The sequence below is a fragment of the Bacteroides sp. AM37-9 genome (genome assembly GCF_003603455.1).
Taxonomy (GTDB): domain Bacteria; phylum Bacteroidota; class Bacteroidia; order Bacteroidales; family Bacteroidaceae; genus Bacteroides; species Bacteroides xylanisolvens.
In genome coordinates this window covers 1-26,032 of record NZ_QTNF01000045.1, presented here as the reverse complement: position 1 = coordinate 26,032, position 26,032 = coordinate 1, and the positions used below count along the sequence as shown (strand labels likewise).

The following is a 26,032-nucleotide window of genomic DNA, read 5'->3' as shown; positions in this document are numbered from 1 at the left end:
CGTTCACATTTTAATAAAAATTTGATATGGAAGAAGGAACATTCAGGCGCTATCCTATCGGGATACAGGATTTTGAAGATTTGCGCAATAATAATTACATATATGTTGATAAGACTGCACTGATTTATCAACTCGTCAATACAAATAAGATTTATTTCCTGAGTCGTCCCCGTCGTTTCGGAAAGAGCCTGCTCATCTCTACGCTCGAAGCCTATTTTCTGGGAAAGAAAGAACTTTTCAACGGACTGGACATGGAGCAGTTGGAGAAAGACTGGACAGTGTATCCGGTGCTACATATCGACTTTAGCGGCAGTAAATATATGGAAGCAGAGTCACTTCGCGCATCTATCAATGTTCAGCTGTTACTTTGGGAAAACATCTACGGACGTCAGGAAGGCGAAGACACATTTAGTTTACGTCTGGAAGGTATCATTCGCCGCGCTTATGAGCAAACCGGGCAGCAGGTTGTCGTATTAGTGGACGAATATGATGCCCCGATGCTGGACAGTAACAATAACCATGAGTTGCAGCATGAGATTCGTGGTATCATGCGCGACTTCTTCAGCCCCTTAAAAAAGTCAGGTAAATATCTTCGCTTCCTCTTCCTGACGGGCATCAGCAAATTCAGCCAGATGAGCATATTCAGCGAACTTAACAATCTTCAGAACGTCAGCATGAGCGACAATTACAGCACTATCTGCGGTATCACCGAACAGGAACTGCTGACGCAGATGAAAATTGATGTCGAACAGATGGCACAAGCCAACGATGAAACGTATGAAGAGGCGTGTGCCCACTTGAAGAAGCAATATGACGGATATCATTTCAGTAAATCCTGTGTGGATGTGTACAATCCTTTCAGCCTGATTAATGCTTTTGCTCAAAAGAGTTATGAGAACTACTGGTTTTCTACCGGTACCCCTACCTTTCTGATAGAACTCCTGCAACAAATGAACTTTGACATCCGGCTGCTCGACCGTATGGACGCCAAGCCGGAAGACTTCGACAAGGCTACGGATTGTCTCACCGACCCTATTCCGGTGCTCTACCAAAGCGGTTATCTCACAATCAAGTCGTACGATGCTTTCTTTCGTACCTATACATTAGGCTACCCGAACGAGGAAGTAAGAATCGGCTTTATCGAGTCGCTCATCCCTTCTTATCTTTACCAACCTACGCGCGAAAGCAACTTTTATGTAGTGTCCTTTGTGCGTGATTTAATGAAGGGAAACCTTGAATCTTGCCTTGAACGCACCCGGTCTTTCTTCGCCTCTATTCCGAACGACCTAAACAACAAAGAGGAAAAACATTATCAAACTATATTCTATCTTCTGTTCCGCTTGATGGGACAATATGTGGATACCGAAGTCAAAAGCGCTGTCGGACGGGCGGACGTGGTTATCAAAATGCAGGATGCTATTTATATACTTGAATTTAAAATGAACGGCACCGCAGAAGAGGCTTTAGCGCAGATTAACAGCAAAGGGTATGCGATTCCTTATGAGGCAGACCACCGGAAAGTGGTGAAGGTCGGCATCAACTTCGACAGTACCACGAGAACGATTGGAGACTGGAAAATCGAAACGGATTAACAGCGTACGCCACTTGCTTGAAGTAGACAAGGATATGATGTGACACATGAAAAAGGCAGCAGTTGCTCTCGTCTGTGAGTAACTGCTGCCTTTTTGCGTGTTCTGTGCTGTCGTAGCCGGGAAATTAGGGTGTATTGCCACAGCTTGCTGTGGTGCGTTTCCCTAACTTGTTGTGGCATGCTCCCCTTGCCTGCTGTGGCATGCTTCCCTAGCCTGCTGCGGCACGTCTCCCCAGCCTACTGCGGCACACATCCCTTTCCGCCGTTCCGGTTTTACGTATTCAATAGGCTGTTGCTTTGATACGCAGCTTGATGGCATTTTCGGCTGTATCCAGTACCAGTTCGCAGTTTTCAGAGGTTACAGAACTACCGGTGACGTCCATTTCCAATGAGGTGATTTTCTCAAGATCGAGTTGGGTTAAGGTGTATCCGTCTCCTTTCACCACCGTGAATCCACCTTCGGGAAAATGGGATGGCCGCATCTTCCATTGAGCCACAAACGTCAGTTTGTCCTTGTCAAGGGTGATTTTCTCTACCGGTGTAGAGTTGTCTTTGTCGTCGCCGCCGCAGGCGGTTACCAACGTTGCTGCCACAAGGCAGAGGAAAAAGATTCTTAGTTGTTTCATGCGTCTTTCTGTTTTCTTTAAAAGGGTAAATTATGAAAGGCTGCCGCCTTTTTTGTTTGCCATGAGGGCGGATGCGCTGTCTGCAGCCGGACTGTCCGCCCTCATTCGTGACCTGCTTCTTTATGCAGCCGGGTCGGGGGCTTCACCTCCTCCGGGGATTTCAGGGTCGGGCGCTTCGCCGCCGCCACCGCCGCCACCCGCGTTTTCGTCACCCAGCAGAATCGGGAAACGGTAAGAGCGTGGCGTTTTCAATGCCTTGTTGCTTCCGCTATATTGTGTCGTGATGCTTAGCGCATAGAGCTTTCCGGCTTCTATGGCAGGTAGCATGATGGTGAGTTGTGACGGTGCGTTGTGAACGATGACGGACACTTTCAACGGGACGGCTCCCTCTTCGTCTTTGGTGAGATAGATGCCTACCGAAGGGTCGTCACCGAGGATTTTAATGTTGCTTCCGCTGATAACGGCAGGACCGCCGGAAGTGATGACCTGGCTGATACTCTTCGTCACGGAGTCGGTGATGGAGTTGATGACCGGCCCCGTCTGTGCCAGCCCGTTGCAGATTACTTTTACGGCTTTGAGCTGGTCGCGCAGCAGTTGTCCCGGTGTGTAGGACACACCGAGCGAGTGCTTCGTGGCGTCAAACTGGGCGTTCTCCCCGAGGAACGAACCGCGTACGGTGACAATGTACTGTCCCACACCGTCTACCACGCTCTTCCCTTCGGCGATGGCTTCCACCTTCTTCTGGTCGGCAAGGTCGAGGATGTTCTCGATGGTCTCCTGCCGGTACTCGGTACGCTCCTTGATGATGCGTGCTGCGATTTCTTTGTTGTGCAGACTGCCTGTGATGCGTGCGCGTCCGGTGTAGTCGCCTTTTTGCTCGGTCATGATGTTGTCGTAAAGGTCAACATTGAGCGTGATTTTTTCGTTTGTTGCCATGATAATGATTGTTTTAAGGAAAGTGAATATCTATTTATTGGTTACGTTCTGTGCTGTTTGTCATTTCGCACGCATCTTGATAGCATTACCGTCCAGATAAAGTTCGAAAAGACTGTCATAATATGTCATGCCCCCAGTAGTATTAGTCATCAGATGGAACTTCATAAGATCACTGTCAGTCAAGGTGTAGCTGTCGGTTCCCTTAACAACGGTTTCGGCTCCTGGCCGGACAGTGGAACGACTCAACACGTAATCATATAGATCTAATTTAAAATCAGAATCCGCCGGAAGTTCGTTTTCAACCGTAACGGTGGGGATGGTCACTTGATTGCCATTAATCGCAGCTTGCAGACAGAGGCTCCGTTCACTCATATACGTTCCCTCCTCCCTTGCTTTTATTTTTCCGCCTTTCAGTTGCAGTATTCCTGTAGGGGCAACAAGCACTTCCTGCCCCTTTATGCTTTTGGAGATTTCAGCATCGCCTTCCATAATGAGCGTGGCATTATCACCGACAGAGATACCAATTAGCTGGTCATTATCATTCCCATCGCCGGAATATAGTTCGAAGCCGTTACCCAGCGTTAGTTTGCAAGACGCCCTAACAAATATGCAGGCGATATTAGTTGAATAGGTATCAGCATTTCCATAAATGTCGAGGTTGGTCAGCTTCAATGACGCGCCGTTTATAAGCTTAAAAAGGCTTTTGTCGCTAGCGGTACGGGAAATATAATAATTTCCGTCGATAGGATTATTTTCGCCGTCGATAGCAATGTGTTTGCCGTCTATTGAAAAGGCAAAATGCTCTGCATCCGCAGCAGCCTCAATATTTTCACCGAGGATGATTTGTGTTGGTGCATCCGCAGTGCCGTCTGCCGTTTCAATAGCGGTTTTCAGTTCGGCTGCGGTAGTGACAAGCGTCTTGTTGCTGCTGACCGTCACAAGGCAGGTGGCGGACTTTTCGCGTGCGGTGGCGGTGATGGTGGCTGTTCCTTCAGCTACGGCGGTCACCAGTCCGTCTTTACTTACGGTGGCTACGGAAGTTTTGTCACTGCTCCATACTACGGATTCGGCAGTCACCCGGTCGGGGACAATGGTGGGAACCAGCGTTTCGGTCGCTCCCGATTTCAGGGTCAGAGTCTCATGATTGAGGGTGATGCTCTCTACGGGCACAGAGTTGTCGTCATTGTTGTCGTCGCCACAGGCGGTTGCCAACGTTGCTGCCATAAGGCAGAGGAAAAAGATTCTTAGTTGTTTCATACGTCTTTTGTCTTTCTAAAAGGGTGAATAAATCGTGTTCTCTTTTCGGACAAAAGTAATATGCAACAACGAAAAGGTATAGCCAAAATCCTGCATTGTATAGCCAAAATCCTGCAAATCTTGCAGGATTGCCGGAAATTCCATTGTTCGGAGAAACTTCTACCTATGCATTGATGGAAACAACAGCATTTGATGATAAAAGAGTATCGCCTTCTCCTTTAAAGTACAGACTTTTGTCGGCGGAACTCGGTAGGAGTCATTTTTACCAATTCGCGGAAATTGCGGTTGAAGGTGCGCATTGCCTTGAAGCCCGACGCTCCGGCAATGTCTTCAATTGTGTGGTTCGCGTAGTCCGGAAGCAGGAGCAAGTCCATGGCATGACGGATGCGCAGGCGGAGAAGATAATTTTGCAAGGTCAGTCCTGTGGCACGCCCCACAGCGGCGGAGAGATTACGCTCGTTTGTGCCAAGAGCTTTAATCAGGTCGTCACGCTTGAAGTTGTAGTCGAGGTACGGTTGTTCTTTCTGCAGATAGGCTTCGAGCTCTTCAAACAAGTGGTTGCTATCGCCGGATTGCAGGTAACAGATGAGGTCGCCCATATCGGCTTCGAGCGGTGGTTGGGGCAGTTTCCCATCCTGTTCAACGATAAAACGGCGTAGCATCTCGTAAGTGTAATGATAGTTAGTGTACAGCCATGCAAAAGCAGGATAGAAAACCACGATAAGGAAACTGAAACTAAACTCGGGTATCGGTCCCGGACAGACAAGTAAAACCCATGCGCCAATGCCGATACTCAACGCATAAAGGAAAGCGCGCATCGTCCACCGGAGTTCCAGTTTGGAGATACACTCTCCGGTCAATTCTTTTAAATGCGTGATGTAGTGGCGTTTTTTACGGAAAAAGAGGCGGATGTAAACGAACAGTTGTACGGTATAGGTGACACCGAACAAGGTCCGCACTGCCAACGGGAGATTGTGAACGACACACGCACGCCATTCTGCCAAAGAATATACACAGACGTCCGCTTCAATGCAGCAACTCACCACATACAGCAGAATGAAAACGAGCGAAGGCACCGCATGCTTCATCACATTGGCAAAAGTGACGTACCTGCTGTCGAACAGCAATATCAACATAAACGTGAACATCAACGCCTGCGAAGAAGCAAGCACCAACACCAATATTGAGAATAAGTCCAACGACCGGTATACGCCGAACCCGTCAACCAGCAACTCCGCCAAATGACCGGCAGCGATAATGAAAGAAGCAGCGATGAAGAAATGGCATGCACGCCTGTATTTGGGATTAATGGCGTGCGCCATCTGCTTGAAGCAGACAAGACCGAAAGATACAGACAGACATATTCCGATAATAATGCCGTTTGTTAGTGTGTGTAAAGCCGGTATATCCATTGCTTAGCATTTATTTTCCCGACAAAGTTAATGAATCTTGACGAGAAACCGACTAGTTACACCCTGTAAAATTCGACAAGTCTGCAAAATCTGTTTAAACCGGTTAATAGCTAATCTTCACTCCGGCAAAGAAACTTCTCGGCAGAGAAGGCCCGTAAATATAGCCCGAATCCCGGTTAGCTCCTCTGTCAAAGTCCTTCTGATAAGACTCAAAGAGGTTCTGAACGCCTCCGTTTAGTTGCAAATCGACTGTTTTGTATAGCTTGAAGTCGTAAGCCAGTTTCACTCCCAAATCGAAGAAACGGGGTGTACGGATGGCTTCCGCCTTTCGTTCGGGCATTGCGCCCAGTTCGGCATTCTCGGCGGTGATGTCCATGCGTTGTACTGACATTCTTCCGGTATAAGTTCCTGACAGGGCGATGGATAGAGGTTTTACAGGAGTGTAAGTGGCTGTGAAGTAACCGTATGTATCGGGAGTACGGAAAATCTTCTTTTCTGCCGGTGCGTCGTCATGCCATTTATGAGGTTCATCGTATCGGCTGCGTTGCAAAGTGAGTCCCGCTTGTATTTGCAGGATGGAAAGATAAGCCACTTTGCCCTCCAGCGTTAGCCCCATCACTTTCGCGCCGGGACCGTTACTGCGTGGTTTTACCAATATCCCATCGCCACGGTCATAAGGTTCGCCCAACACGAAGACATCTGTCAGTCTTGTATAAAAGCCCTCGATCAAGAAATTCGTCTGGAATACTCCGAAACGGTGATACATATCTGCGGACGCACTGAAACTTTGGGATTTCTCTTCTTTCAAGTTCTTCGCACGCTCAATCATTGCCACTGTTCCGCCCACATTTTCAATATGCATATCTTCATCAAAAGCCTGCGGAGCACGGAATCCGGATGAATAGCTCAAACGCAGGTTTATATTCTGTGTCGGGTTGAAACGCAAGTTGGCACGGGGGCTAAAGATGACATTATCTACCATGTTATGCTTATCCAGACGACCACCGATCAGAATGCCCCAACGGTCGTTCTTCCACTCGTTCTGCAGAAAAGCACTGTAAATATTTACCGTCTGATCCGTGTGGCGGTCATATCCCCACATATTATCTTTCAGACGATCACGGTTATATTCAAGTCCTGCCGTGAGGTCAGAAGGCATAAAAAAACACTTATCAAACGTATGTACATACTGCGCGCCGCCCATAGCGGTTAAATCCGTTGTTTTTCCATAGGCTTTCAGAGGATCGTTACCCGGTCCGTAATAACTGTCCCGATCTGTATTGGCGGCTGACGCAAAGATACTTAGACGGTTCTTTTCATCTGGCGAGAAATAATCGAACTTCAAACTTCCACCATCAATCGAATGTTGCAACTGCTCTGCAATATGGGCTTCGTGAGGAGGACGGTCCAACATATCCCCTCCCCGACGGAATTCCTGCATGTGGTGATATTCGAAGGTTAGTTTGGAGTAAGTGCTTGTTTTCAGATAAGAGCGGAAGCCCACTGTCTGATTCTTCAATTTAGGTAGTTCGGTGAATCCGTCTCCGTCATAATCATATCCGGACCGGTGACGGTTCTGACCAAAGATATACAGTCCGGCACGATGATCGTCCGTCACTAATGAAGCATTCAGGGAGGTATTGTTATCGAATGAGGAGCCGCCCCCTAAAGCAGTAAGGGTGTGCGACAGCTGGCCGGAATTGCGCAAAGGCTCTTTGGTGATTATATTGATGGTTCCTGCAATGGCCGAAGAGCCGAACAAGGCGGAACCTCCCCCACGCATCACTTCTACGCGTTCAATCATGCTGGCGGGAATCTGTTCCAGGCCATACACTCCGGAAAGGGCACTGAATACGGGACGGGAATCTATCAAAATCTGCGTATACGGTCCGTCCAGTCCATTGATGCGGACTTGCTGGAAGCCACAATTCTGGCAGTTTGTCTCTACACGTACACCGGGCTGAAAGTTCAACCCTTGCGATAAAGTGGAAGAGTTAGTCGTTTCAAATAGTTTCAGATCGACGACATTTACCAAAGTAGGAGCCAAACGGCGCGTCGTTTCACTGCGGTTGGCGGAAACCACTACCCCATCCAAAGCAATCGCGTCCTCTTCTATTTCAAAATCCTCTTCCAGTGTCTTTCCTTTTTTCAGAGTCACGTTGCGGGTCACGGTCTTGTAGCCGACCGAGCTAACCTCCAGTATAAAGTTACCTTCCGGCAAATTCTTCAAAAAATAATGTCCGGTAGCGTCGGTCACGGTTCCTATCGTTGTTCCTTTCAGTGCAATGGTGATGTAAGGAAGGTGCTCTTTCGTTTTCTTATCCAGTACATGGCCAACGATATTGGCATCTGACTTACGTAATTCGGGATGATTAGGATATTCATGAGCTTGTCCTTCGAGGGCAGGCAACAATGTGCAGCACAAGCAGACAAGCGAAAAGATGTAATTCTTCATTTTTCGTTTGTTATTCGTTTTCGATAAGTATTTACATGGATAGACAGATAATGCCCGTACCTCATGCAAGGTACGGTATCATCATTTAAAGAATAGAGAAACGAATAACCGGGGGTGCCCTAAGTCCCACTACCCCATGATACGGACAGTGATAGTGAGTGTGTTGCGAACGTCCGGGCAACAAGCATAATAAGAAAGGAATAAAAAGGGAAAGAGCAAAAACAACAGCCGCACCGTCTGCCGTTAAGTGAGACAGACAATGAATCAGCTGTAGTTCGACTGTAGAATGTTCATGTGCCGCCCCTTTCTTAAACGGGTGTGAATGGACGATTGTCACGCCATTGACCACATGCACGTGGGCAAAGAATGTAAAGCTTACCAGATACGATACAAACAGTATCGGCAAGAAGTAGCGTGTAATATTCAATAACAATCGTTTCACCTCATTTTTTCTTTGAGGCGGCAAAGATACGAACTATTTATTTAACAATCAATTATTATATAAAATTCTGTTAATATACAGCCGAGGCTATTACTTGAATAAACAGAATCAAGAATACCATGGCAATCGGATAAACAGTTGCGTAAGCTACGCTCGGAATATTGCTATCCACCATCGAGTCGGCGGCAGCGAGTCCCGGAGTACTTGTCATTCCTCCTGTAATAGTTCCCAGCAAATCGAGCAGACTGATTTTAAATACGAAATGTCCGACAATGGCTGCAACAAGCATCGGCACCAATGTGATGGCGGCTCCTACTCCGAACATCAATAATCCGCTTTCCTGGAAGGTAGCTACCAGATTCTTACCGGCAGAAGTTCCCACTTCGGCAAGGAAAAGAAGCAGACCTAACTGGCGCAACAACTGGTTGGCAGGTCCGGACATAGACCAGATAATGGGTCCAGTCTTACCTATCGCACTCAACACAAGAGCTACCATCAAAACTCCCCCGGTCAGTCCTGGTGAGAATGACAGGGTATCAGAGAAAGAGATATTTATTTTGCCGAACAACACGCCCAACACAACCCCCATTGCAATGGGGAAAAAGTCCGTATCGGATAGTTTCTTCGCATTGTTTCCCAACAGGCGGGCTACTCCTTTAAGTCCCTCTTTCTCACCGACTACCATCAGTTTATCACCAAACTTCAAGGCTAAATCGGGAGACGGAGATAAATCAATACCGCTTCGACGAACACGAGTCACTGTACAACCAAAGTTTTTCTGTAAGTTCAAATCACCCAGTTGTTTGTTTATCATGTCTTTTTTAGTCAACAACAAAGATTCTATTTCCTGCGTTTTATCCAAAGGCAGTTCACCTTCTTCTCTCTTGCCTACCAACACAGCCAGTTGATCCAGTGATTCTTCGCTACCTACGGCTTGTATGTAGTCTCCTTCATGCAACACCGTATGGGCTGTGGGAATCGAGATTTCATCATCATGCTTCAGACGTGAAATGACAGCACCCGTCATACCGCGCGCATTAATTTGCATCAGGCTGCGATCGAATACATTCGCATTAGTGACGCGATAAATGCAAGTTGTCAATTCAGGGAATTGTCCGCGACGTTCTATCTCCAGACGACGGGCTTCTTTATCTAAATCTACCCGCATAATTTTAGGCAACAGCTTGACAAACAGAATCACGCCGATCACTCCAAACGGATATGCGATACCGTAAGCAATGGATGCCAGAGGAGAATTGGTACTGTCGATGGCAACGGCCAAACCCGGCGTACTGGTTAGCGCTCCGGCGATCAGACCGACAACACTCGGTGTATCGATATCAAATGCATATTTCAGCCCGACTGCGGTAAGGCAGGCGGAACAAATAATAAGCATAGTGATGAGAATAAGCGTCTTTCCTTTGCTACGGAAAGAGTCGAAGAATCCGGGCCCTGCCTGAATACCGATGGTAAAAATGAAGAGCACCAAGCCGAAGTTTCCTAATTCTTTAGGAATGATAACACCAAAATGCCCGAAAAGAAGGGCAATGAAAATAACTGCCGACACATCGAGAGATAACCCCTTAATTTTAATTCTTCCCAGCATAAATCCCAATGCGACAATCAGGAAAAGGGAAAAATAAGAGGAATGCAATAAGTCAGTAAACATAAAAAATAAAGGTTAGTTAGTTTAAGGGCGCGAAGGTACGGATTTTATTTAATCCTCACAACATTCCTTGCAGCAAGTAGTCCTTTCGTCTTCAAACTCCAAAGTGGCATGATGAATACCTGCCTCTTCAAGTGCTTCCTTTATATGCTGTTTCACTTCTTCCAACTGTGTGATATTGTCAATAACAATATGGGCAGTCAAAGCGGTTTCCGTTGTGCTTAACGCCCAGATATGCAGGTGATGGCAATTCTCCACGCCGGGTTGTTCCATGATAAGTTGCTGTATCTTTTGAGCGTCTATCCCCACCGGTACTCCATCCAACGACAACCGAAGGCTATCGTGAAGCAATCCCCAAGTAGAGACAATAATGACAACAGCAATGCCAAGCCCGATAATCGGGTCAATAATGCTCCATCCTGTATAGGTGATAATAATGCCGGAAACAACTACACCGACAGACACCAATGCATCTGCTGCCATGTGCAGGTAAGCTCCTTTCACATTCAGATCCTTATCTTTATCTTTCATAAAGAGCCAGGCAGTAAGCGCATTGATGACCACTCCCACCCCGGCTGTCCATGCGATGGCAGAACCATCTACGGAAACCGGGTGGAACAATTTATCTACACTCTCGGCAATAATAATGCCCACGGCAACCAATAATATAACTGCATTTAATAAAGAGACAAGAATCGTACTCTTCTTATATCCATACGTGTAGCGGCTATTGGGATGAACTTTCTGCAACCGGAAAGCCAACATGGCAAGCACCAGACTGGCTACATCACCCAAGTTATGCCCGGCATCAGAAAGCAATCCCAGAGAATTATAATAAAACCCTACTCCGAATTCTACGATAACAAAAGCAATATTCAGAGTAATGCCTATGATAAAAGCCTTATTGAGCGATGTCAACTGATGATTATGTTCGTGGTGATGATGAGGTTCCATATTATATATTATTATATCTACTACCTTAAAAACATCTTATCGGGAGATTAGTTCATCCCCATTCCACTTTCAGCAATAGTAACGGCTCCCCTCCCCCAAAAAACAAGCCACCGAAATGAATGAATCATCCCGATGGCTTATCCCCTTTAAACACCTTTAAACAAAATGAAAATATGCCTCATATACTAACTAAACTAACTAACCCTCGAGGCATATTTTAAAGAGGCTGTCGCATCAACCTCTTTTTATTATAGACAGCTTTCGCTCTCTAATCTTATTTACGAGCCTCGGCAATATAACCGAGCGCTTCTTCACATTTTGCAGTTACATAAGCCCAGTCTTCTGCTGCCACTTTATCTTTCGGGAACAACTTAGAGCCCATACCTACGCAGAATACACCAGCTTTGATCCATGCAGTCAGGTTTTCTTTAGTAGGTTCTACCCCACCTGTTACCATCAGCTTAGACCATGGCATCGGAGCCATCAAGCCTTTCACGAAGTTAGTTCCGTAAACATCACCCGGGAATACTTTGCAAAGATCGCAACCTACTTCCTGCGCAAAACCTACTTCTGATACAGAACCGCATCCCGGAGTATAAGCTACCGAACGACGGTTACATACCTTAGCAATTTCAGGATTAAACAACGGACCTACTACGAAGTTAGCACCCAGCTGCAAGTACATAGCAGCAGTAGCCGGATCAACGATAGAACCGATACCGATTGCCATTTCAGGACATTCTTTTGCTGCGAACTTAACGATTTCAGCAAATACTTCCTGTGCAAAGTCACCACGGTTTGTGAATTCAAAAGCACGAACACCACCGTCATAACAAGCCTTTACTACTTTCTTTGCAACTTCTGCATCTTTGTGATAGAATACAGGAACCATTCCTGTAGAGCCGATCTTATTCAATACGGCTATTTTATCGAATTTTGCCATCTTAATTTCTTATTTTAAATGAATTGATTTTTCAAACTCTCAACTCTCCATTCTCAACTCTCAACTTATTTACCTCTGTACGCGACCGCTTGCGTCACCACCAGCCAATGCTTCTACTTCTTCTATAGAAACAAGGTTGAAGTCACCATTGATAGTATGTTTCAATGCAGATGCAGCAACAGCGAATTCAAGAGCAGCACCCTGATTAGGTTTAGTCATCAAACCATGGATGATACCGCCGGAGAAAGAGTCACCACCACCTACACGGTCGATAATCGGATCGATATCATAACGTTTTGAAGTATAGAATTCTTCTCCGTTGTAGATCATAGCTTTCCAACCGTTGTGAGTAGCAGAGAAAGATTCGCGCAAAGTAGAAACTACATATTTGAATCCGAATTCTTTCATCATTTGCTGGAAGATACCCTTGTAGCCTTCAGCATCTGTGTGGCCAGCCTCAACGTCAGCATCCGGTTTGAAGCCCAAGCAAAGTTCTGCATCTTCTTCGTTACCGATACATACGTCTACAAACTGCATCAACGGTTTCATGATAGACTGTGCTTTTTCTTTCGTCCACAGTTTCTTACGGAAGTTCAAGTCAACAGAAACAGTTACGCCGTGACGTTTTGCAGCTTCACAAGCCAGACGAGTCAACTCGGCAGCCTTGTCAGAAATAGCCGGAGTGATACCAGACCAGTGGAACCAGTCAGCACCTTCCATGATAGCATCAAAGTCGAAATCAGCAGCGTCAGCTTCAGCAATAGCAGAGTGAGCACGGTCATAAATAACTTTGCTAGGACGCATAGAAGCACCTGTTTCCAAGTAGTAGATACCTACACGGTCGCCACCACGGGCAATAAAGTCTGTCTTTACGCCATATTTACGCAATGCGTTAACAGCAGACTGTCCAATTTCGTGTTTCGGTAATTTAGTTACGAAATAGGCGTCATGTCCGTAGTTGGCACAGCTCACTGCAACGTTAGCTTCTCCACCACCATATACTACATCAAAAGAGTCAGATTGAACAAAACGAGTATTACCCGGAGTTGATAATCTAAGCATGATTTCGCCTAATGTAACGACTTTCTTTCCCATAATCTTATGTTTTAAATTCTAAGTTATTAATATTATGAACTTTCAATTTATCATTCCAGCCCTATTTTAGGGGTTAACACACTGATAACATGACTATTAATCTATAAAAAGACTAACACCACATACCTTTCGTGTGCGGGCACAAAGATACAACAATTTTCGTAATTACAAAAATTGTTATATATTTGTATCGAAAATATTAAGATTATTATTGTGTGCGAGCACAAAAACCTATATAAATAAAGGTTATCGTATGAATAAATTGCCCGAAAGGATCAGAATCAAAGACATCGCCCGTCTGGCAGATGTATCAGTGGGAACAGTAGACCGCGTTATTCATGGACGTAGCGGAGTGTCGGAAGCCAGCAAGAAACGCGTAGAAGAAATTCTGAAGCAGCTTGACTACCAGCCCAACATGTACGCCAGCGCTTTGGCTTCTAATAAGAAGTATACGTTTATCTGTCTGCTGCCGGAGCATCTGGAAGGCGAATACTGGACAGCGGTAGAAACCGGTATCCACGAAGCTATTGCCACCTATTCGGATTTCAATACTTCGGTGAAAATCAACTATTACGATCCGTACGACTACCATTCATTCGAGAATGCCAGCGAAGCCATTCTGGCTTTACAGCCGGACGGAGTGATGGTAGCTCCTACCGCTCCGCAGTATACGAAAGGTTTCACCGATCAGTTGCAGGCATTGGATATACCTTATATATATATAGACTCCAATATCAAAGACGTTCCTCCCCTCGCCTTCTTTGGTCAGAACTCACGCCAAAGCGGATACTTCGCTGCCAGAATGATGATGTTACTGGCACGGGATGAAAAGGAAATCGTTATTTTCCGCAAGATACATGAAGGAATTGTAGGTTCTAACCAGCAAGAGAACAGAGAAATCGGTTTCAGGCAGTACATGAAAGAGCATCATCCGTCTTGTACTATACTGGAGCTCGACTTGCATGCCGAACGCAACGACGAAGACAATGAGATGCTGGATGAATTCTTCCGTACCTACCCGACAGTGAAGAACGGAATCACATTCAACTCTAAAGCCTATATCGTCGGCGAATACCTGCAAAGTCGCGGAAAGAAAGATTTCAATCTGATAGGTTATGACCTTCTGGAACGGAATGTCACCTGCCTGAAAGAAGGAAGCATCTCTTTCCTCATTGCCCAGCAACCGGAACTGCAAGGCGCCAATGGCATCAAAGCTCTTTGCGATCACCTTATTTTCAAGAAAGAAGTGACCTGCATCAACTATATGCCCATCGACTTGTTAACGGTAGAAACAATAGACTATTACCATAGCAAATAACAACAAAGTACAACTTTACAAGTACATTACATGGAAACAAAGTATTTAAGAATTAATCCTGCCGACAACGTTGCCGTTGCCATTGTTAACCTCCCGGCAGGAGAGCATCTTTCTGTAGATGGCATTGAAATTACATTGAACGAAGACATTCCTGCCGGACATAAATTCGCATTGAAGAATTTTGCTGAAGGCGAAAATGTAATCAAGTACGGTTATCCTATCGGACATGCACGAATGGCAAAGAAACAGGGTGACTGGATGAACGAAACGAACATCAAAACCAACCTCGCCGGATTGTTGGATTACACTTACAACCCGATTCAGGTTTCTTTGGATATTCCTCATAAAGATCTTACATTCAAAGGTTATCGTCGCAAAAACGGTGATGTAGGGGTAAGAAACGAAATATGGATTATCCCGACAGTAGGTTGCGTAAACGGTATCATCGGTCAACTGGCTGAAGGACTGCGTCGCGAAACCGAAGGTAAGGGAGTGGATGCCATTGTCGCTTTCCCACACAACTACGGTTGCTCACAACTTGGTGACGACCACGAAAATACGAAAAAGATTCTTCGTGACATGGTGCTTCACCCCAATGCAGGTGCTGTATTGGTAGTAGGCTTGGGATGCGAAAATAACCAGCCGGACGTGTTCCGTGAGTTTCTGGGCGAGTTTGATGAAGACCGCGTGAAGTTCATGGTTACTCAAAAGGTAGGTGACGAGTATGAAGAAGGAATGGAAATCCTGCGTGATTTATATGCAAAGGCTTCTAAAGACGAACGCACCGATGTTCCTCTGTCCGAATTGCGTGTGGGATTGAAATGCGGTGGCTCCGATGGTTTCTCCGGCATTACGGCAAACCCGCTATTGGGTATGTTCTCCGATTTCCTGATTGCACAGGGAGGTACAAGCGTATTGACCGAAGTACCGGAAATGTTCGGTGCAGAAACCATCCTGATGAACCGTTGCAAAAACGAGGAACTGTTTGAACAGACCGTCCATCTGATTAATGACTTCAAAGAATACTTCCTGTCACACGGAGAGCCTGTCGGCGAAAATCCTTCTCCGGGAAACAAAGCCGGCGGTATCTCTACTCTGGAAGAAAAAGCATTGGGATGTACCCAAAAGTGCGGAAAGAGCTATGTATCCGGCGTGATGCCTTACGGTGAACGTTTACAGAAAAAAGGTCTTAATCTGCTTTCTGCTCCGGGCAATGACCTGGTTGCAGCCACCACCCTTGCTGCAAGCGGATGTCACATGGTACTTTTCACCACCGGACGTGGTACTCCTTTCGGTACTTTTGTTCCAACCATGAAGATTTCCACCAACTCGACGCTGGCTAAAAACAAACCGGGATGGATTGACTTCAATGCTGGTGTGATTGTAGAAAACGAACCGATGGAAAAGACTTGTGAACGCTTCATTGATTATATTATCAAAGTGGCAAGCGGTGAATTTGTAAACAACGAAAAGAAAGGTTATCGCGAAATTGCTATTTTTAAAACAGGCGTAACCTTGTAAATTGTTTTTTTGATACAAGAACTTATACGAAGTTAAAAGACACATCGTTAACACCATAGAATTGCTATCCCCTACTCAACAAGAAGTTGAACGGGACAGCAATTCTTTTTTTGTATAATACCATATCAAAGCCTGATCATACCATTGAACTCTTTATTATCAAAATATTCAAGCAAAAAGTTTGTTCATCTGAAATCTTTTATCTTACTTTGCACTACAAAGTACTTTTTTATATGAATAAAGATAAAGCATTAGAATCGGTAAATGAGATAAAAGAGTTGATGGAAAAGTCCTCAAAGTTTATCTCTCTAAGTGGTCTCGCTGCAATCATGGCGGGCATTTACGCATTAGTTGGCGCATATATCGCCACACAAGTTATTACACCGGGCACTCATTTAATTGTTGCCCTTGAATTGATGGCTATAATAGCCTCGCTCGTATTGGTAGCTGCTGCGGTCACTGCTTGCATCCTGTCCTATTACAAATCCAAGAAGACAGGGCAAAAATTTTTCAGCCGCCTCACTTACCGGGCATTGTGGAATTTCTCTCTTCCGATGCTGACCGGAGGTGTTTTATGTATTTCCATCCTTATGCACGAGTATTATGACATCCTGGCTTCTGTCATGCTTCTATTTTATGGGCTGGCACTGGTCAACGTTTCCAAGTTTACTTATTCCAGCATCGTATGGTTAGGTTATGCTTTCATCTGTTTGGGCGTCGTAGACTGTTTTTGGGAAGGTCATTCATTATTGTTTTGGACCATCGGTTTCGGCGGTTTCCATATCCTCTATGGTATATTGTTCTATTTACACTACGAAAGAAAGAGATCATAAATGATAGAAGCATTCCAATATATTAATAAAGCATTCGAAAGCAAGGTCCGACTGGGCATCATGGCTATTCTGATGGTAAATGAGGAAGCTGATTTCAATTTTCTGAAAGAGCAGCTCTCTCTGACCGACGGCAATCTTGCCAGCCATACCCGTGCCCTGGAAGAACTGGGATATATCGTATGCAACAAAAGTTTTGTCGGACGAAAGCCACGGACTGTTTTTCAGGCAACCCCGCAAGGCAGAGAAGCTTTCAAATCGCATATTGAAGCCTTAGAGAAATTTCTAAAATCAAAATAAATAATTCATCAAAACACTACTGGCTTATGGACGCTTTCAATGAAAATTTAAATGAGCAACAGGCGCAGCAACCTATGGGATGCCTCCACCGTTTCTCCAAAACAATCAAGGTTGTCATCATCGGATTATTAATCCTTCTCCTGATGATCCCCATGTTTATGATTGAGAATCTTATTTCCGAACGGGGACGAACCCAGGAAGAAGCTATCGACGAGGTAAGCGAAAAATGGAGTCTTGCACAGACCATCACTGGCCCTTACCTGAATCTCCAGTATCCGGTTGTCACTGAAAACAACGGTGAGAAGAAGGTTTCCATCAAAGACCTGATACTTTTTCCTGACGAGCTTATGGTCAATGGACAACTGAAGACTGAAATCCTGAAAAGAAGTATCTATGAGGTCAATGTATATCAATCGGAACTGACATTGAAAGGTTCATTCAGTTCGGAAGAATTGAAAAAGAGCAGAATAGACATGGACCAGTTGCAGTTTGACAGGGCAGCTATTTGCTTGAACCTGACCGATATGCGGGGTATCAGCGAACAAATCAGCATCACCTTGGGAGATTCTGTTTATATATTCGAACCGGGTATGGACAACAGAGGAATAGCTAACACCGGAGTTCATGCGATCGCTAATTTGTCGGAGTTGAAGCAGAACAAAAAACTGCCATACGAAATAAAAATCAAACTGAAAGGTTCACAGTCACTCAACTTTATTCCATTGGGTAAAACAACCCGTGTAGATCTGAAAGCCAACTGGAATACACCGAGCTTTACCGGAAACTATCTGCCTAACAACCGGAATATTACGGAGAAGGAATTTTCCGCACAATGGCAAGTTTTAAACTTGAACCGGAATTACTCACAAGTGATGGTTGACTTCAACACCTCAAATATCAAGGATATTGAGAGTTCCAGTTTCGGTGTGAACTTCAAAATTCCGGTGGAACAGTACCAACAGTCTATGCGTTCCGCAAAGTATGCCATTCTGATTATCCTACTGACTTTCGGAGTTATCTTCTTCACTGAAATCATGAACAAGACCCGCATTCATGCCTTGCAGTATTTATTGGTAGGACTGGCACTCTGCCTATTCTACAGCCTGCTCCTCTCCTTCTCTGAACACATCGGTTTCAACCCTGCCTATTTGTTATCTTCTGCACTGACTATTATACTGGTAGGCGGATACATGTTCGGAATCACCAAGAAAAAGAAACCGTCATTAATCATGTCCGGACTATTAGGTATACTTTATCTTTATATATTTGTTCTTATTCAGCTAGAAACTTTTGCGTTACTGGCAGGCAGCTTGGGATTATTTATTATCCTTGCAATGGTAATGTATTTTTCAAAGAAGATAGATTGGTTTAATGAATAAACCATTGGGGGAAATTCACATCCTGATCCAAAAGGAGAATCAGACGATGATGATCGCTTCCTTTCTATCCATATTACTACAAGGGGAAACGAAAGCTAAGATTAATTACGGTGCCTGATAATAACCATAATGGAACTGAAATACTTAACAAATGGCTTTTTTCTTGTATTTTTTAATAAGCAATTCACCCTTCACCTTGCTCCGATACTTTTTATTCATCGGAGATACAGGGTGAAGGGCTAACTCTTCACCTACCCTTCCACCAGGATCAATATTTCATTAGCTATAAGCATAATTCTTTTTGCTATAATGATATTTGATTTTGCTATAAGCTAATGAAAAGATGCTAATAGATTATTCTTTTCTTCTCAATGTTTATTTCAAATCATTACAGTGATTATTTCAATTTCATCATCTTTTTATAATGCTCTGAATAACCCATTTCTAGAAAAACCATTTTTAGCCCATCCATAAATATATTGTAATCAAAATCTTTAAAGTCATTAATATTTTGACCAAGAGAATGAGACTCTCTATTAATATAACGTTGGAAAGCTTGATATTTGGGTTGCTTGAATTTATCTTGAATAAAGACATTATTCAAATCCCTCTTTTCTACAAAATTGAAGAAATATTCTATAATATTCCTCATGCAATTGGCAATCAAGGCAGGATGCGTATCAGGATCTTTGATAGTCATCCAATATGTATGATAATCACTTTGAATATGTTCATAATGCATAGTCTCAATTTTACTACCTGCCACAGATTTAGAAACCCTGAATAAAGATTGGTACGCGTGACGTTGTGGTTCACGCATATCCGTCATCTCATAGAAAAAATAAAGATTATGAGTTAGAATAAAAACCTGTTCAAACTTACGCTTCATTAAGAAGCCAGTTTCCTGCGTGCTATCTTTAATAAGTTCAGGATAAAAAACGTTTTTCAACAATCTACCGATGTTGAACACATACATAGTGGACAAGCTTGAAACAGGATCATCAATAACAATAATACGCTTCTTCTGCGTCTTACTCCTATCCAGTATTCCCTGACATGTTTCCACAAAATACAAAACACTGATAATAGTTCTTTCCCCTTCACTTAACGTCTTGAATACAGAACTTCTATCTTCTCCTCTCACAATACGATACAAGCCCTCTTCTCTGCATTTTATGATTTTAAAGTCTATTATTCCCATGTCAACCAACATAGTATTTATATGGTTAATGGACTCCTCTATATTTACAATGCTTTGCTGTTCTGCTTCTATAATCGCCTTTTGTTCATCTATCAGACTTTGAACATGTTGTTTTGCAGTTTCGCATGCTCGTATTTTATTTTCAGTAGAAGCCTTTTGATTATTATAGTCAGTAACAGATTGATCATAATCATAACGCAGTCTATTCCAGAATTTTTTCTTTATAATAGCAAGTTCACCATCAATACCTACCACTTTTTTATTGAATTCTACAATAATAGCATTAGCTTGCTGTATAATACTATTAACAACACCTAATTTGGTTGAAGTATTTTCTAATTCAACTATTTGACTTGGGTTTTGATACTTCTTACGTATTTCAATCAGATTAGAGTTTACCGCTTCTTTATATGCTCTAAAGGCCAATGCAAAGGTCTGCTCTAACTCATGGATAATTGGAATATTAGTAAAAGCATCAATATCTGGAATTAAATCAATAGAGTCTTTGTATGTCTTTCCCTTACTCTCTATATCTGCTACTGCTTTTTCATAATCTTCATTAAAATATGACCTTAGTTCCGCTATTATATCATCATCAAGATATGGCCTCTGACAAAATGGACAAATATCTTTTGTATCAAAACTTAAGCCAACCTTTACCCAATCCGAATTATGAAGACTATCTATTAATTTAGCAACACGACTATTAGCATTTCCAGTTATAACCTCTTTAAATAAAGAATCTATTTCAATGTCTCCTGCAGAAAATGTGATTTCCTGAATAAGTGGGATTTGAGTCCCTTTAGCTTCATTCAGTCGTTGTATTTCTTCTTTCAATTGATCAATAGAATCAACAAGCTTATTAGATGGTTTTGCCAACCCAACAATATGATTCAGCAATAATTCTTTACTGCTTTTCAAACCTGTAAAACAATACTCCAGAACTCTATCGCCACCAGTGTATTGTGTTTTAATTTGCCAGAAACGATTAGCAAATATTGATTTTGTTGAAGTCCAAGCTTCTAATTCTTTTTCTTGTAGTAATTCTTGTTTTTGAAAATCTCTGTTTGCAACTTGCAATGCAGCATTAGCAGCATCAATTCTTTTTCTAGCTCCTGCATTCTCCTTTGATAAAGAGAAAATACCTTTTTGAGTATCGGAACTATAGAATACATCATTCACGTAGTTCTCATTATAAACGAGAATTTCTTCTGTATCTTCATCTAACAATGGCGAAATAGAACATTCTGCATATTCATTATCAGTTCTCTTTCTAAGGAATTCTGACAATGTACTTTTGCCGGAGCCATTAAGTCCATAGATCAAGTTTATATTCTTGTCAGTTTCAAAAACAGCCATATTCTTATAACTGGCGGGACCTTTTATCGAAATTTTATTAATCATACCTTTGAAATTTTGTCGTTATCAGTACTACATCCATTAATTACCTTCATAAATTCATAACCATCCATCATGTCAAGTTCTTTATCAACTATTCTCATTCCACCAATACCTATTGCAATCCTCAATGCGTCATTTGGGTGTTTCATTACACATTCAATAACTAATCTGCCCCAAGAACCATCACAATCAGCAGCTGTCTTTTCTAAAAAAACATTTTACTCCTATAGACAACTCGACAAGAGCCTCTTTCGATAATGAAGTCGAAACAACTATATAAGCCGAAATTGCAGCATATATACTCATATCTCAAACTATTTACTTTTAAAAGTAAGCTTATATACTTACTTCTACCAATAGTAAGTTTAAAAATACGAATAGTATTTCGTCCACACAAATTTCACATAAAGAAACTTACTATTTTAATATAACTCGCCATTGTCAAAACAAAACTGAAGTACAAGAAATCCGAATAAAAGGCGGGTGAAATACAAACCCTTCACCCGCTATCACCGATGAATAAGAGTTTTTAAAGAAAAAGTGAAGCCTTGGAAAATAAATCAAACTTCCTATGTATAATGCACTTTAAAGCTATGCTTTAGCATCCTTAAAGCATAGCTTTGGCAGTCATAAAGCATAGCTTTTTAGCTCATAAAGATTAGATAATATAACCGAATATTTATCCCTCCATCCAAACGATTGGATACCCCAACTCTCTTTTGATTGCTTCCATTTCTGCACTGTGCCACATTTCATGTTTAAAGCTCCACGACAATGCTTCATATTTAGTTTCTGCAACAGGATGTTTAAACGGGAAAGGCTGCAAGCACTCTGCCAAAACATCATCATTCAGAGTTTCCAGATTCTCAATACAGATTTGATGAATTATTTCCGTTTGTTCTCTCAATTCAGCAACTGGAATCAAGCCCTCTTCTATGGAACGATGCAATGTTCCCATACCATTGAATATTCTATTATATTTTTGGATAGGCACTAACCGCCCCACCTTTTCGTTTACCCCGGTAACAGTTGTCAGTGTATGAAAATTCTGTGAAACAAGCAAATGTCCCACTTGCCAAATAAAGTTAGAATCTGTTCCTTCAGGAATAACATACCACAAATCTTCCGGCAATTCAGACATCAAACGATTCACAAATGTGCGAGCTTCTATAATCTGCTCCTTTAAAAAGTCAATTTTACTCATAACTATATGTTTTTTAATTATACATATAGTTAGTGGAAAAGCAAATAAGCTTTGTGACAACTTACTGCAAGAATTTCTCCCAATAATTTTTCCTCGGTAGTTCTTTTTCAAACTTCCTATATAAATCGGCAAGCCTCATCATTCGTTGCACCATTGTATATTCTTTATCCATATCAATAGAATATACCGGTTTGCAAATGCGACATTTACAAGCACCATCGGGATTATATAACGGGCAAGTATCATTCATAAAAGCTGTGATTTTCTGAATGGAACGATTATAGATTTGCCGCACATTACTTTCTTTCAGTTCCATGATTTCGCCAATCTGTCGATAAGGCAACCCGATATTTTCTCTAAAGATAAAAATCAGACGAGCATCATTATTCAGACAATGATTTAAAGCGGTGATACACCAATCGCACCTTTCTTTTATCCATTCCCGCTTCGCTTCTTCCCCACCGGAATATTCAATTTCCGGCAACGAACGGAAATATTCGATTTCCGACATTTTCACATGCTTTTCACATGCTGCATATCTACCAATAGTGCGACGAGCGATAGTGTATATCCATGTAGAAATCTCCGAATCGCCTTTAAAGCTACTGATACTTTTGCAAAGTTCATACCAGACTTCCTGTGCTGCTTCGCGGGCGATTTCTTTATTCTGAATCATCCGGTGAGCAATCATGGAAATCATATTTCCATATTCTTTCACCAAACGATTGATATCTATTTCCATCGTTACACACTAAAATGTTTTCTTCAAATATATCATATCCACCAACTGCACACCATCCTCATACATCGGATGATCGTAGTTGTCAGTAAAGAAATTCTTTATCCGGTGAGAAATCGCAAAACCACAATGTTCATAGAATGATCTGGAAGAAGGTACATCTCCTGTGCCCACCAACATTTCAGAGCACTTCCCCTGATAATATTCAAATAAAAACTCTATTAAACGTTTTCCGTACCCCTGTCGTTGAAAGAAAGGAACAGTAGCAATATTCTTGATTTCATAAACTCCTTCCCCCTCACGTGTCACCACACAAAGAGCTTTCAGCCCGTCATCATAAAGAACAAACATATCACCGCGTTCCAGATATCGGTCAATCATACTTTCTTGTTCATCAGCCAAGAGTAATAAATCAAGGAATTCTTTTTTATCTGAAGTTACTAGTTTTATCTCCATATTTTTAGATATTGAACGGTGTGGAAGTCATTGACCTGTACCGTTATATTTGTTTATCAACAACCTATAAAATAGTTTATTGCAAAGATATAAACTTTCGCCGAATAAACAGCTTTCCGGAAATATTACCGACACAACGGTAAAATGGATTCCGCCTGGACACTACAACTGTTTCACAAACTCGTTCGACAACCCCGTACATTCGGCTATCACATCAAGAGCAACACCTTTCAGTTTGAGTTTGCGAGCTATCTCCACTGTTTGTTTTTGTTGTTCAAGAGTATTGAAGACCAAGGTAATCACCTGACCGATGGCTTCGATAAACCGTTTTCGTTCCGGACGTTTTGAGAAGTCTACGCCCCAAAAAGTGGAACGTTTACGGTGAAGAATCAGGTAATAGATACCTGCATTTATCAATGCCGAAATGATATCGATGTGAAGCCCTGTATCCTTAAACAGATCATTGTAGCGGGTAAATACATCAGCATAGAATAATTCCCGGTTGGCTGCCAGCCGACGAGTAGTAGGATTATCTTCGGACAATTCCCAAAAAAGCAGTTTTTGCATCTCACTATCGTTATAGAGGGCATTGGCAAGATTGGTAAAGACTTCGGTCATTACCTTTTCATTAATTGTCGCCATCGGATGTTTGGGGGTGAACAGATCAGAAATCCAATAGTCTACCGAAGCGGCATAAAGCGAAAGTATCTTCTCCACAGAAGTGTAGTTACGTTTCAACACGTCTACACGAATGCCTGCTTTCTCCCCAATATCCACCATCGTGATACGGGACAATCCTTTTTCTTTTGACAGTTCCGACACAGCTCGGAGGGTAGCCTCCTTTAATTCGTTGCGAGTACGGCGTATTCTTTGCGTCTTATCCTCTTTCACTTCAAACGGTTATCTTCGATTGGTAGCAAAGGTAATAATTTACCCGAAATTATTAGTAAGCAAGTTCGAATAAAATAAAAATAAATAAATATTTAGAGAAATAATTTTCTTATAAATATTATCATTACATTTGCGTATTACTCGTTACAAAAACAGTATAATTAGTATACTGCTAAATATAAAATGATTATATGTGATCTATATGAAAATATAATCTTTAAATAAATGATAACTATTTTATAAGATACAAACATGAAAGCATATCAGGCAAAAGAAAGAATAAATATACCCCATCTGCTGATACACGCCTGTCAGAATAAAGGCAAACAAAGCCAGTATACATTACTGCCCAAATCAATTGTTGGAAAGCTGCTAAATACCAAAAAGAAAAGATCGTTTGACGATATTTTAGAAGAAAGTTTTAATGGTATAATTAAGAAAAATAATAGCAAACAAAATAACATCGATCACAAACGGGTAAATTATTCTAAAAGGAATTACCCGCCAAACATTTGTTACAATCAAAAATAAAAATATAATGAAAATAATACTAGAAAAAGAATATTCGTTCGCAAATGCATTCTTTTGGGATGTAATATTACATCATCATATACAAGCAGTAGATGAAGAAAAGGAAGCAAACTTTGATGAGATATGGAATGAAGAACTAGCCCCAGCATCTTTAGATAGAAAAGAATGTGTAGAATATTGGAAAAAATTATCTCAATCCGAATTAGAGACATCTGATAATGAAGGGGAGATAGAAAATCCGAATACTCTATTACTTCCTGTGAATAAGGATATAACACTAAAAATAGAATTTCATCCATGCTACACATACTATTTTCTAAATAATATCCTAATTGGAGAAATTTGTGGACATTTTCACCTAAAATACATCACATATCCAGAGTTGCTACAGATTGCCAAACAAAAATATGGAGATATACTATTCCATTTATTGTTACCTTTGTCCGCCATCAGAGAACAAGAAAAAGAAGCAGCCTTCGACGAAATAACTCAAAGATTGAAACAGATCCCGATATTTCAGGAACAGCCAGATTATATTAGCAAATGTCTCTTAAGCGGATTATTAATACTTAACTCCGATATACAAGAGATTCCTGAAATAGGGACTATCTGTACAAGCAACCATTCCTATAGAAATGCATTGGTGTATGATGATGATGTAAAGTTGGAAATAAAAGATTTGAATGCCCTTTTATCAAAACTATAGATGCAAACAAAATAATTCATGTTATGTCATTCCTTTTAAAGTCATTCGCAACAAACTAAAAAATAGAAGCAATGGGATCTTTCAAAAAGCTGGTAAATATTTTATTAGGAACAAAAAAAGAATATGGGCTCACCCGCAATTTCTTGGGGGTAACTATTTGTAGCTTTCTTTAAAGTGA

At 42.2% G+C, this 26,032-nt stretch carries 25 protein-coding genes; 9 read left to right on the top strand and 16 right to left on the bottom strand.

Annotated elements, in window-relative coordinates; genetic code table 11:
• Positions 1-26 precede the first annotated feature (26 nt).
• Positions 27-1,592, top strand: a complete 1,566-nt coding sequence (locus tag DW862_RS22805) for an ATP-binding protein (RefSeq protein ID WP_120070636.1) — start codon at positions 27-29, stop codon at positions 1,590-1,592.
• Between the two features lie 280 nt (positions 1,593-1,872).
• Here DW862_RS22805 and DW862_RS22800 read toward each other — a convergent pair whose 3' ends face one another.
• The 10 genes from DW862_RS22800 to DW862_RS22755 form a co-directional block, all read right to left on the bottom strand.
• On the bottom strand, positions 1,873-2,217 hold the full coding sequence (locus DW862_RS22800) for a hypothetical protein (protein ID WP_004312540.1): 345 nt from the start codon (positions 2,215-2,217) through the stop codon (positions 1,873-1,875).
• A 120-nt stretch (positions 2,218-2,337) separates the two neighbouring features.
• A complete protein-coding gene (locus DW862_RS22795) occupies positions 2,338-3,153 on the bottom strand; it encodes a DNA-binding domain-containing protein (protein ID WP_004312541.1) in 816 nt (271 codons plus the stop codon).
• Positions 3,154-3,213: 60 nt separating this feature from the next.
• Positions 3,214-4,410: an Ig-like domain-containing protein gene (locus tag DW862_RS22790; RefSeq protein WP_120070631.1), complete on the bottom strand. Its 1,197-nt coding sequence runs from the start codon at positions 4,408-4,410 to the stop codon at positions 3,214-3,216.
• A 218-nt stretch (positions 4,411-4,628) separates the two neighbouring features.
• The gene (locus DW862_RS22785; RefSeq protein WP_120070626.1) at positions 4,629-5,822 is read right to left on the bottom strand and encodes a helix-turn-helix domain-containing protein; all 1,194 of its coding nucleotides are present in this window, start codon (positions 5,820-5,822) and stop codon (positions 4,629-4,631) included.
• Positions 5,823-5,925: 103 nt separating this feature from the next.
• Positions 5,926-8,277, bottom strand: a complete 2,352-nt coding sequence (locus tag DW862_RS22780; protein ID WP_120070623.1) for a TonB-dependent receptor — start codon at positions 8,275-8,277, stop codon at positions 5,926-5,928.
• An 85-nt stretch (positions 8,278-8,362) separates the two neighbouring features.
• A complete protein-coding gene (locus DW862_RS22775) occupies positions 8,363-8,743 on the bottom strand; it encodes a hypothetical protein (protein WP_120070620.1) in 381 nt (126 codons plus the stop codon).
• Positions 8,744-8,789: 46 nt separating this feature from the next.
• Complete coding sequence (locus DW862_RS22770) at positions 8,790-10,388, bottom strand: aspartate:alanine exchanger family transporter (protein WP_120070617.1); 1,599 nt, start codon at positions 10,386-10,388, stop codon at positions 8,790-8,792.
• A gap of 48 nt (positions 10,389-10,436) precedes the next feature.
• The gene (locus DW862_RS22765; RefSeq protein ID WP_120070613.1) at positions 10,437-11,339 is read right to left on the bottom strand and encodes a cation diffusion facilitator family transporter; all 903 of its coding nucleotides are present in this window, start codon (positions 11,337-11,339) and stop codon (positions 10,437-10,439) included.
• Positions 11,340-11,613: 274 nt separating this feature from the next.
• Positions 11,614-12,282, bottom strand: coding sequence for a bifunctional 4-hydroxy-2-oxoglutarate aldolase/2-dehydro-3-deoxy-phosphogluconate aldolase (locus DW862_RS22760; protein WP_004300153.1), 669 nt, complete (start codon positions 12,280-12,282; stop codon positions 11,614-11,616).
• Between the two features lie 69 nt (positions 12,283-12,351).
• Positions 12,352-13,377 carry a sugar kinase gene (locus DW862_RS22755; protein WP_004313177.1) on the bottom strand — a complete coding sequence of 342 codons (1,026 nt, stop codon included), beginning with the start codon at positions 13,375-13,377 and terminating at the stop codon, positions 12,352-12,354.
• Positions 13,378-13,630: 253 nt separating this feature from the next.
• Between DW862_RS22755 and DW862_RS22750 the strand changes: the two genes are divergently transcribed.
• The 6 genes from DW862_RS22750 to DW862_RS26650 all read left to right on the top strand — a co-directional run bounded on the left by DW862_RS22750 (position 13,631) and on the right by DW862_RS26650 (position 18,843).
• Positions 13,631-14,695 (top strand): LacI family DNA-binding transcriptional regulator, encoded by a 1,065-nt coding sequence (locus DW862_RS22750; protein WP_004303832.1) that lies wholly within the window; start codon positions 13,631-13,633, stop codon positions 14,693-14,695.
• A 30-nt stretch (positions 14,696-14,725) separates the two neighbouring features.
• On the top strand, positions 14,726-16,216 hold the full coding sequence (locus tag DW862_RS22745; protein ID WP_004303833.1) for a UxaA family hydrolase: 1,491 nt from the start codon (positions 14,726-14,728) through the stop codon (positions 16,214-16,216).
• Positions 16,217-16,449: 233 nt separating this feature from the next.
• A complete protein-coding gene (locus tag DW862_RS22740) occupies positions 16,450-17,049 on the top strand; it encodes a hypothetical protein (RefSeq protein ID WP_008022928.1) in 600 nt (199 codons plus the stop codon).
• Positions 17,050-17,346 carry a transcriptional regulator gene (locus DW862_RS22735; protein WP_004313179.1) on the top strand — a complete coding sequence of 99 codons (297 nt, stop codon included), beginning with the start codon at positions 17,050-17,052 and terminating at the stop codon, positions 17,344-17,346.
• Between the two features lie 26 nt (positions 17,347-17,372).
• Positions 17,373-18,725: a cell envelope integrity protein CreD gene (creD, locus tag DW862_RS22730; protein WP_120070609.1), complete on the top strand. Its 1,353-nt coding sequence runs from the start codon at positions 17,373-17,375 to the stop codon at positions 18,723-18,725.
• Positions 18,718-18,843: a hypothetical protein gene (locus DW862_RS26650; protein ID WP_008019746.1), complete on the top strand. Its 126-nt coding sequence runs from the start codon at positions 18,718-18,720 to the stop codon at positions 18,841-18,843. Before creD ends, DW862_RS26650 begins: the two co-directional genes overlap by 8 nt.
• A 279-nt stretch (positions 18,844-19,122) precedes the next feature.
• Here the strand turns inward: DW862_RS26650 and DW862_RS22725 are convergent, their stop codons facing one another.
• The 6 genes from DW862_RS22725 to DW862_RS22705 form a co-directional block, all read right to left on the bottom strand.
• On the bottom strand, positions 19,123-21,330 hold the full coding sequence (locus DW862_RS22725) for an AAA family ATPase (protein ID WP_120070604.1): 2,208 nt from the start codon (positions 21,328-21,330) through the stop codon (positions 19,123-19,125).
• The gene (locus DW862_RS26080; RefSeq protein WP_008770608.1) at positions 21,327-21,476 is read right to left on the bottom strand and encodes a hypothetical protein; all 150 of its coding nucleotides are present in this window, start codon (positions 21,474-21,476) and stop codon (positions 21,327-21,329) included. Before DW862_RS26080 ends, DW862_RS22725 begins: the two co-directional genes overlap by 4 nt.
• Positions 21,477-22,006: 530 nt before the next feature.
• Entirely contained in the window at positions 22,007-22,531 is a 525-nt protein-coding gene (locus DW862_RS22720; RefSeq protein WP_004313183.1) for a DinB family protein, read from the bottom strand.
• Between the two features lie 61 nt (positions 22,532-22,592).
• A complete protein-coding gene (locus DW862_RS22715; protein ID WP_022275226.1) occupies positions 22,593-23,273 on the bottom strand; it encodes an RNA polymerase sigma factor in 681 nt (226 codons plus the stop codon).
• A gap of 9 nt (positions 23,274-23,282) precedes the next feature.
• Positions 23,283-23,726 carry a GNAT family N-acetyltransferase gene (locus tag DW862_RS22710; protein ID WP_008022934.1) on the bottom strand — a complete coding sequence of 148 codons (444 nt, stop codon included), beginning with the start codon at positions 23,724-23,726 and terminating at the stop codon, positions 23,283-23,285.
• Positions 23,727-23,888: 162 nt separating this feature from the next.
• Entirely contained in the window at positions 23,889-24,617 is a 729-nt protein-coding gene (locus tag DW862_RS22705; protein ID WP_120070601.1) for a TetR/AcrR family transcriptional regulator, read from the bottom strand.
• A 252-nt stretch (positions 24,618-24,869) separates the two neighbouring features.
• Between DW862_RS22705 and DW862_RS22700 the strand changes: the two genes are divergently transcribed.
• Both DW862_RS22700 and DW862_RS22695 read left to right on the top strand, forming a co-directional pair.
• Complete coding sequence (locus tag DW862_RS22700) at positions 24,870-25,148, top strand: hypothetical protein (RefSeq protein ID WP_233471866.1); 279 nt, start codon at positions 24,870-24,872, stop codon at positions 25,146-25,148.
• Between the two features lie 7 nt (positions 25,149-25,155).
• On the top strand, positions 25,156-25,854 hold the full coding sequence (locus DW862_RS22695; RefSeq protein WP_120070597.1) for an Imm19 family immunity protein: 699 nt from the start codon (positions 25,156-25,158) through the stop codon (positions 25,852-25,854).
• Positions 25,855-26,032: the final 178 nt, after the last annotated feature.

Bases quoted from the DNA above. Each gene is read 5' to 3' on its own strand.
- DW862_RS22805 (WP_120070636.1), top strand. From the start codon at position 27: ATGGAAGAAGGAACATTCAGGCGCTATCCTATCGGGATACAGGATTTT.
- DW862_RS22800 (WP_004312540.1), bottom strand. From the start codon at position 2,217: ATGAAACAACTAAGAATCTTTTTCCTCTGCCTTGTGGCAGCAACGTTG.
- DW862_RS22795 (WP_004312541.1), bottom strand. From the start codon at position 3,153: ATGGCAACAAACGAAAAAATCACGCTCAATGTTGACCTTTACGACAAC.
- DW862_RS22790 (WP_120070631.1), bottom strand. From the start codon at position 4,410: ATGAAACAACTAAGAATCTTTTTCCTCTGCCTTATGGCAGCAACGTTG.
- DW862_RS22785 (WP_120070626.1), bottom strand. From the start codon at position 5,822: ATGGATATACCGGCTTTACACACACTAACAAACGGCATTATTATCGGA.
- DW862_RS22780 (WP_120070623.1), bottom strand. From the start codon at position 8,277: ATGAAGAATTACATCTTTTCGCTTGTCTGCTTGTGCTGCACATTGTTG.
- DW862_RS22770 (WP_120070617.1), bottom strand. From the start codon at position 10,388: ATGTTTACTGACTTATTGCATTCCTCTTATTTTTCCCTTTTCCTGATT.
- DW862_RS22765 (WP_120070613.1), bottom strand. From the start codon at position 11,339: ATGGAACCTCATCATCACCACGAACATAATCATCAGTTGACATCGCTC.
- DW862_RS22760 (WP_004300153.1), bottom strand. From the start codon at position 12,282: ATGGCAAAATTCGATAAAATAGCCGTATTGAATAAGATCGGCTCTACA.
- DW862_RS22755 (WP_004313177.1), bottom strand. From the start codon at position 13,377: ATGGGAAAGAAAGTCGTTACATTAGGCGAAATCATGCTTAGATTATCA.
- DW862_RS22750 (WP_004303832.1), top strand. From the start codon at position 13,631: ATGAATAAATTGCCCGAAAGGATCAGAATCAAAGACATCGCCCGTCTG.
- DW862_RS22745 (WP_004303833.1), top strand. From the start codon at position 14,726: ATGGAAACAAAGTATTTAAGAATTAATCCTGCCGACAACGTTGCCGTT.
- DW862_RS22740 (WP_008022928.1), top strand. From the start codon at position 16,450: ATGAATAAAGATAAAGCATTAGAATCGGTAAATGAGATAAAAGAGTTG.
- DW862_RS22735 (WP_004313179.1), top strand. From the start codon at position 17,050: ATGATAGAAGCATTCCAATATATTAATAAAGCATTCGAAAGCAAGGTC.
- creD (WP_120070609.1), top strand. From the start codon at position 17,373: ATGGACGCTTTCAATGAAAATTTAAATGAGCAACAGGCGCAGCAACCT.
- DW862_RS26650 (WP_008019746.1), top strand. From the start codon at position 18,718: ATGAATAAACCATTGGGGGAAATTCACATCCTGATCCAAAAGGAGAAT.
- DW862_RS22725 (WP_120070604.1), bottom strand. From the start codon at position 21,330: ATGATTAATAAAATTTCGATAAAAGGTCCCGCCAGTTATAAGAATATG.
- DW862_RS26080 (WP_008770608.1), bottom strand. From the start codon at position 21,476: ATGAAACACCCAAATGACGCATTGAGGATTGCAATAGGTATTGGTGGA.
- DW862_RS22720 (WP_004313183.1), bottom strand. From the start codon at position 22,531: ATGAGTAAAATTGACTTTTTAAAGGAGCAGATTATAGAAGCTCGCACA.
- DW862_RS22715 (WP_022275226.1), bottom strand. From the start codon at position 23,273: ATGGAAATAGATATCAATCGTTTGGTGAAAGAATATGGAAATATGATT.
- DW862_RS22710 (WP_008022934.1), bottom strand. From the start codon at position 23,726: ATGGAGATAAAACTAGTAACTTCAGATAAAAAAGAATTCCTTGATTTA.
- DW862_RS22700 (WP_233471866.1), top strand. From the start codon at position 24,870: ATGAAAGCATATCAGGCAAAAGAAAGAATAAATATACCCCATCTGCTG.
- DW862_RS22695 (WP_120070597.1), top strand. From the start codon at position 25,156: ATGAAAATAATACTAGAAAAAGAATATTCGTTCGCAAATGCATTCTTT.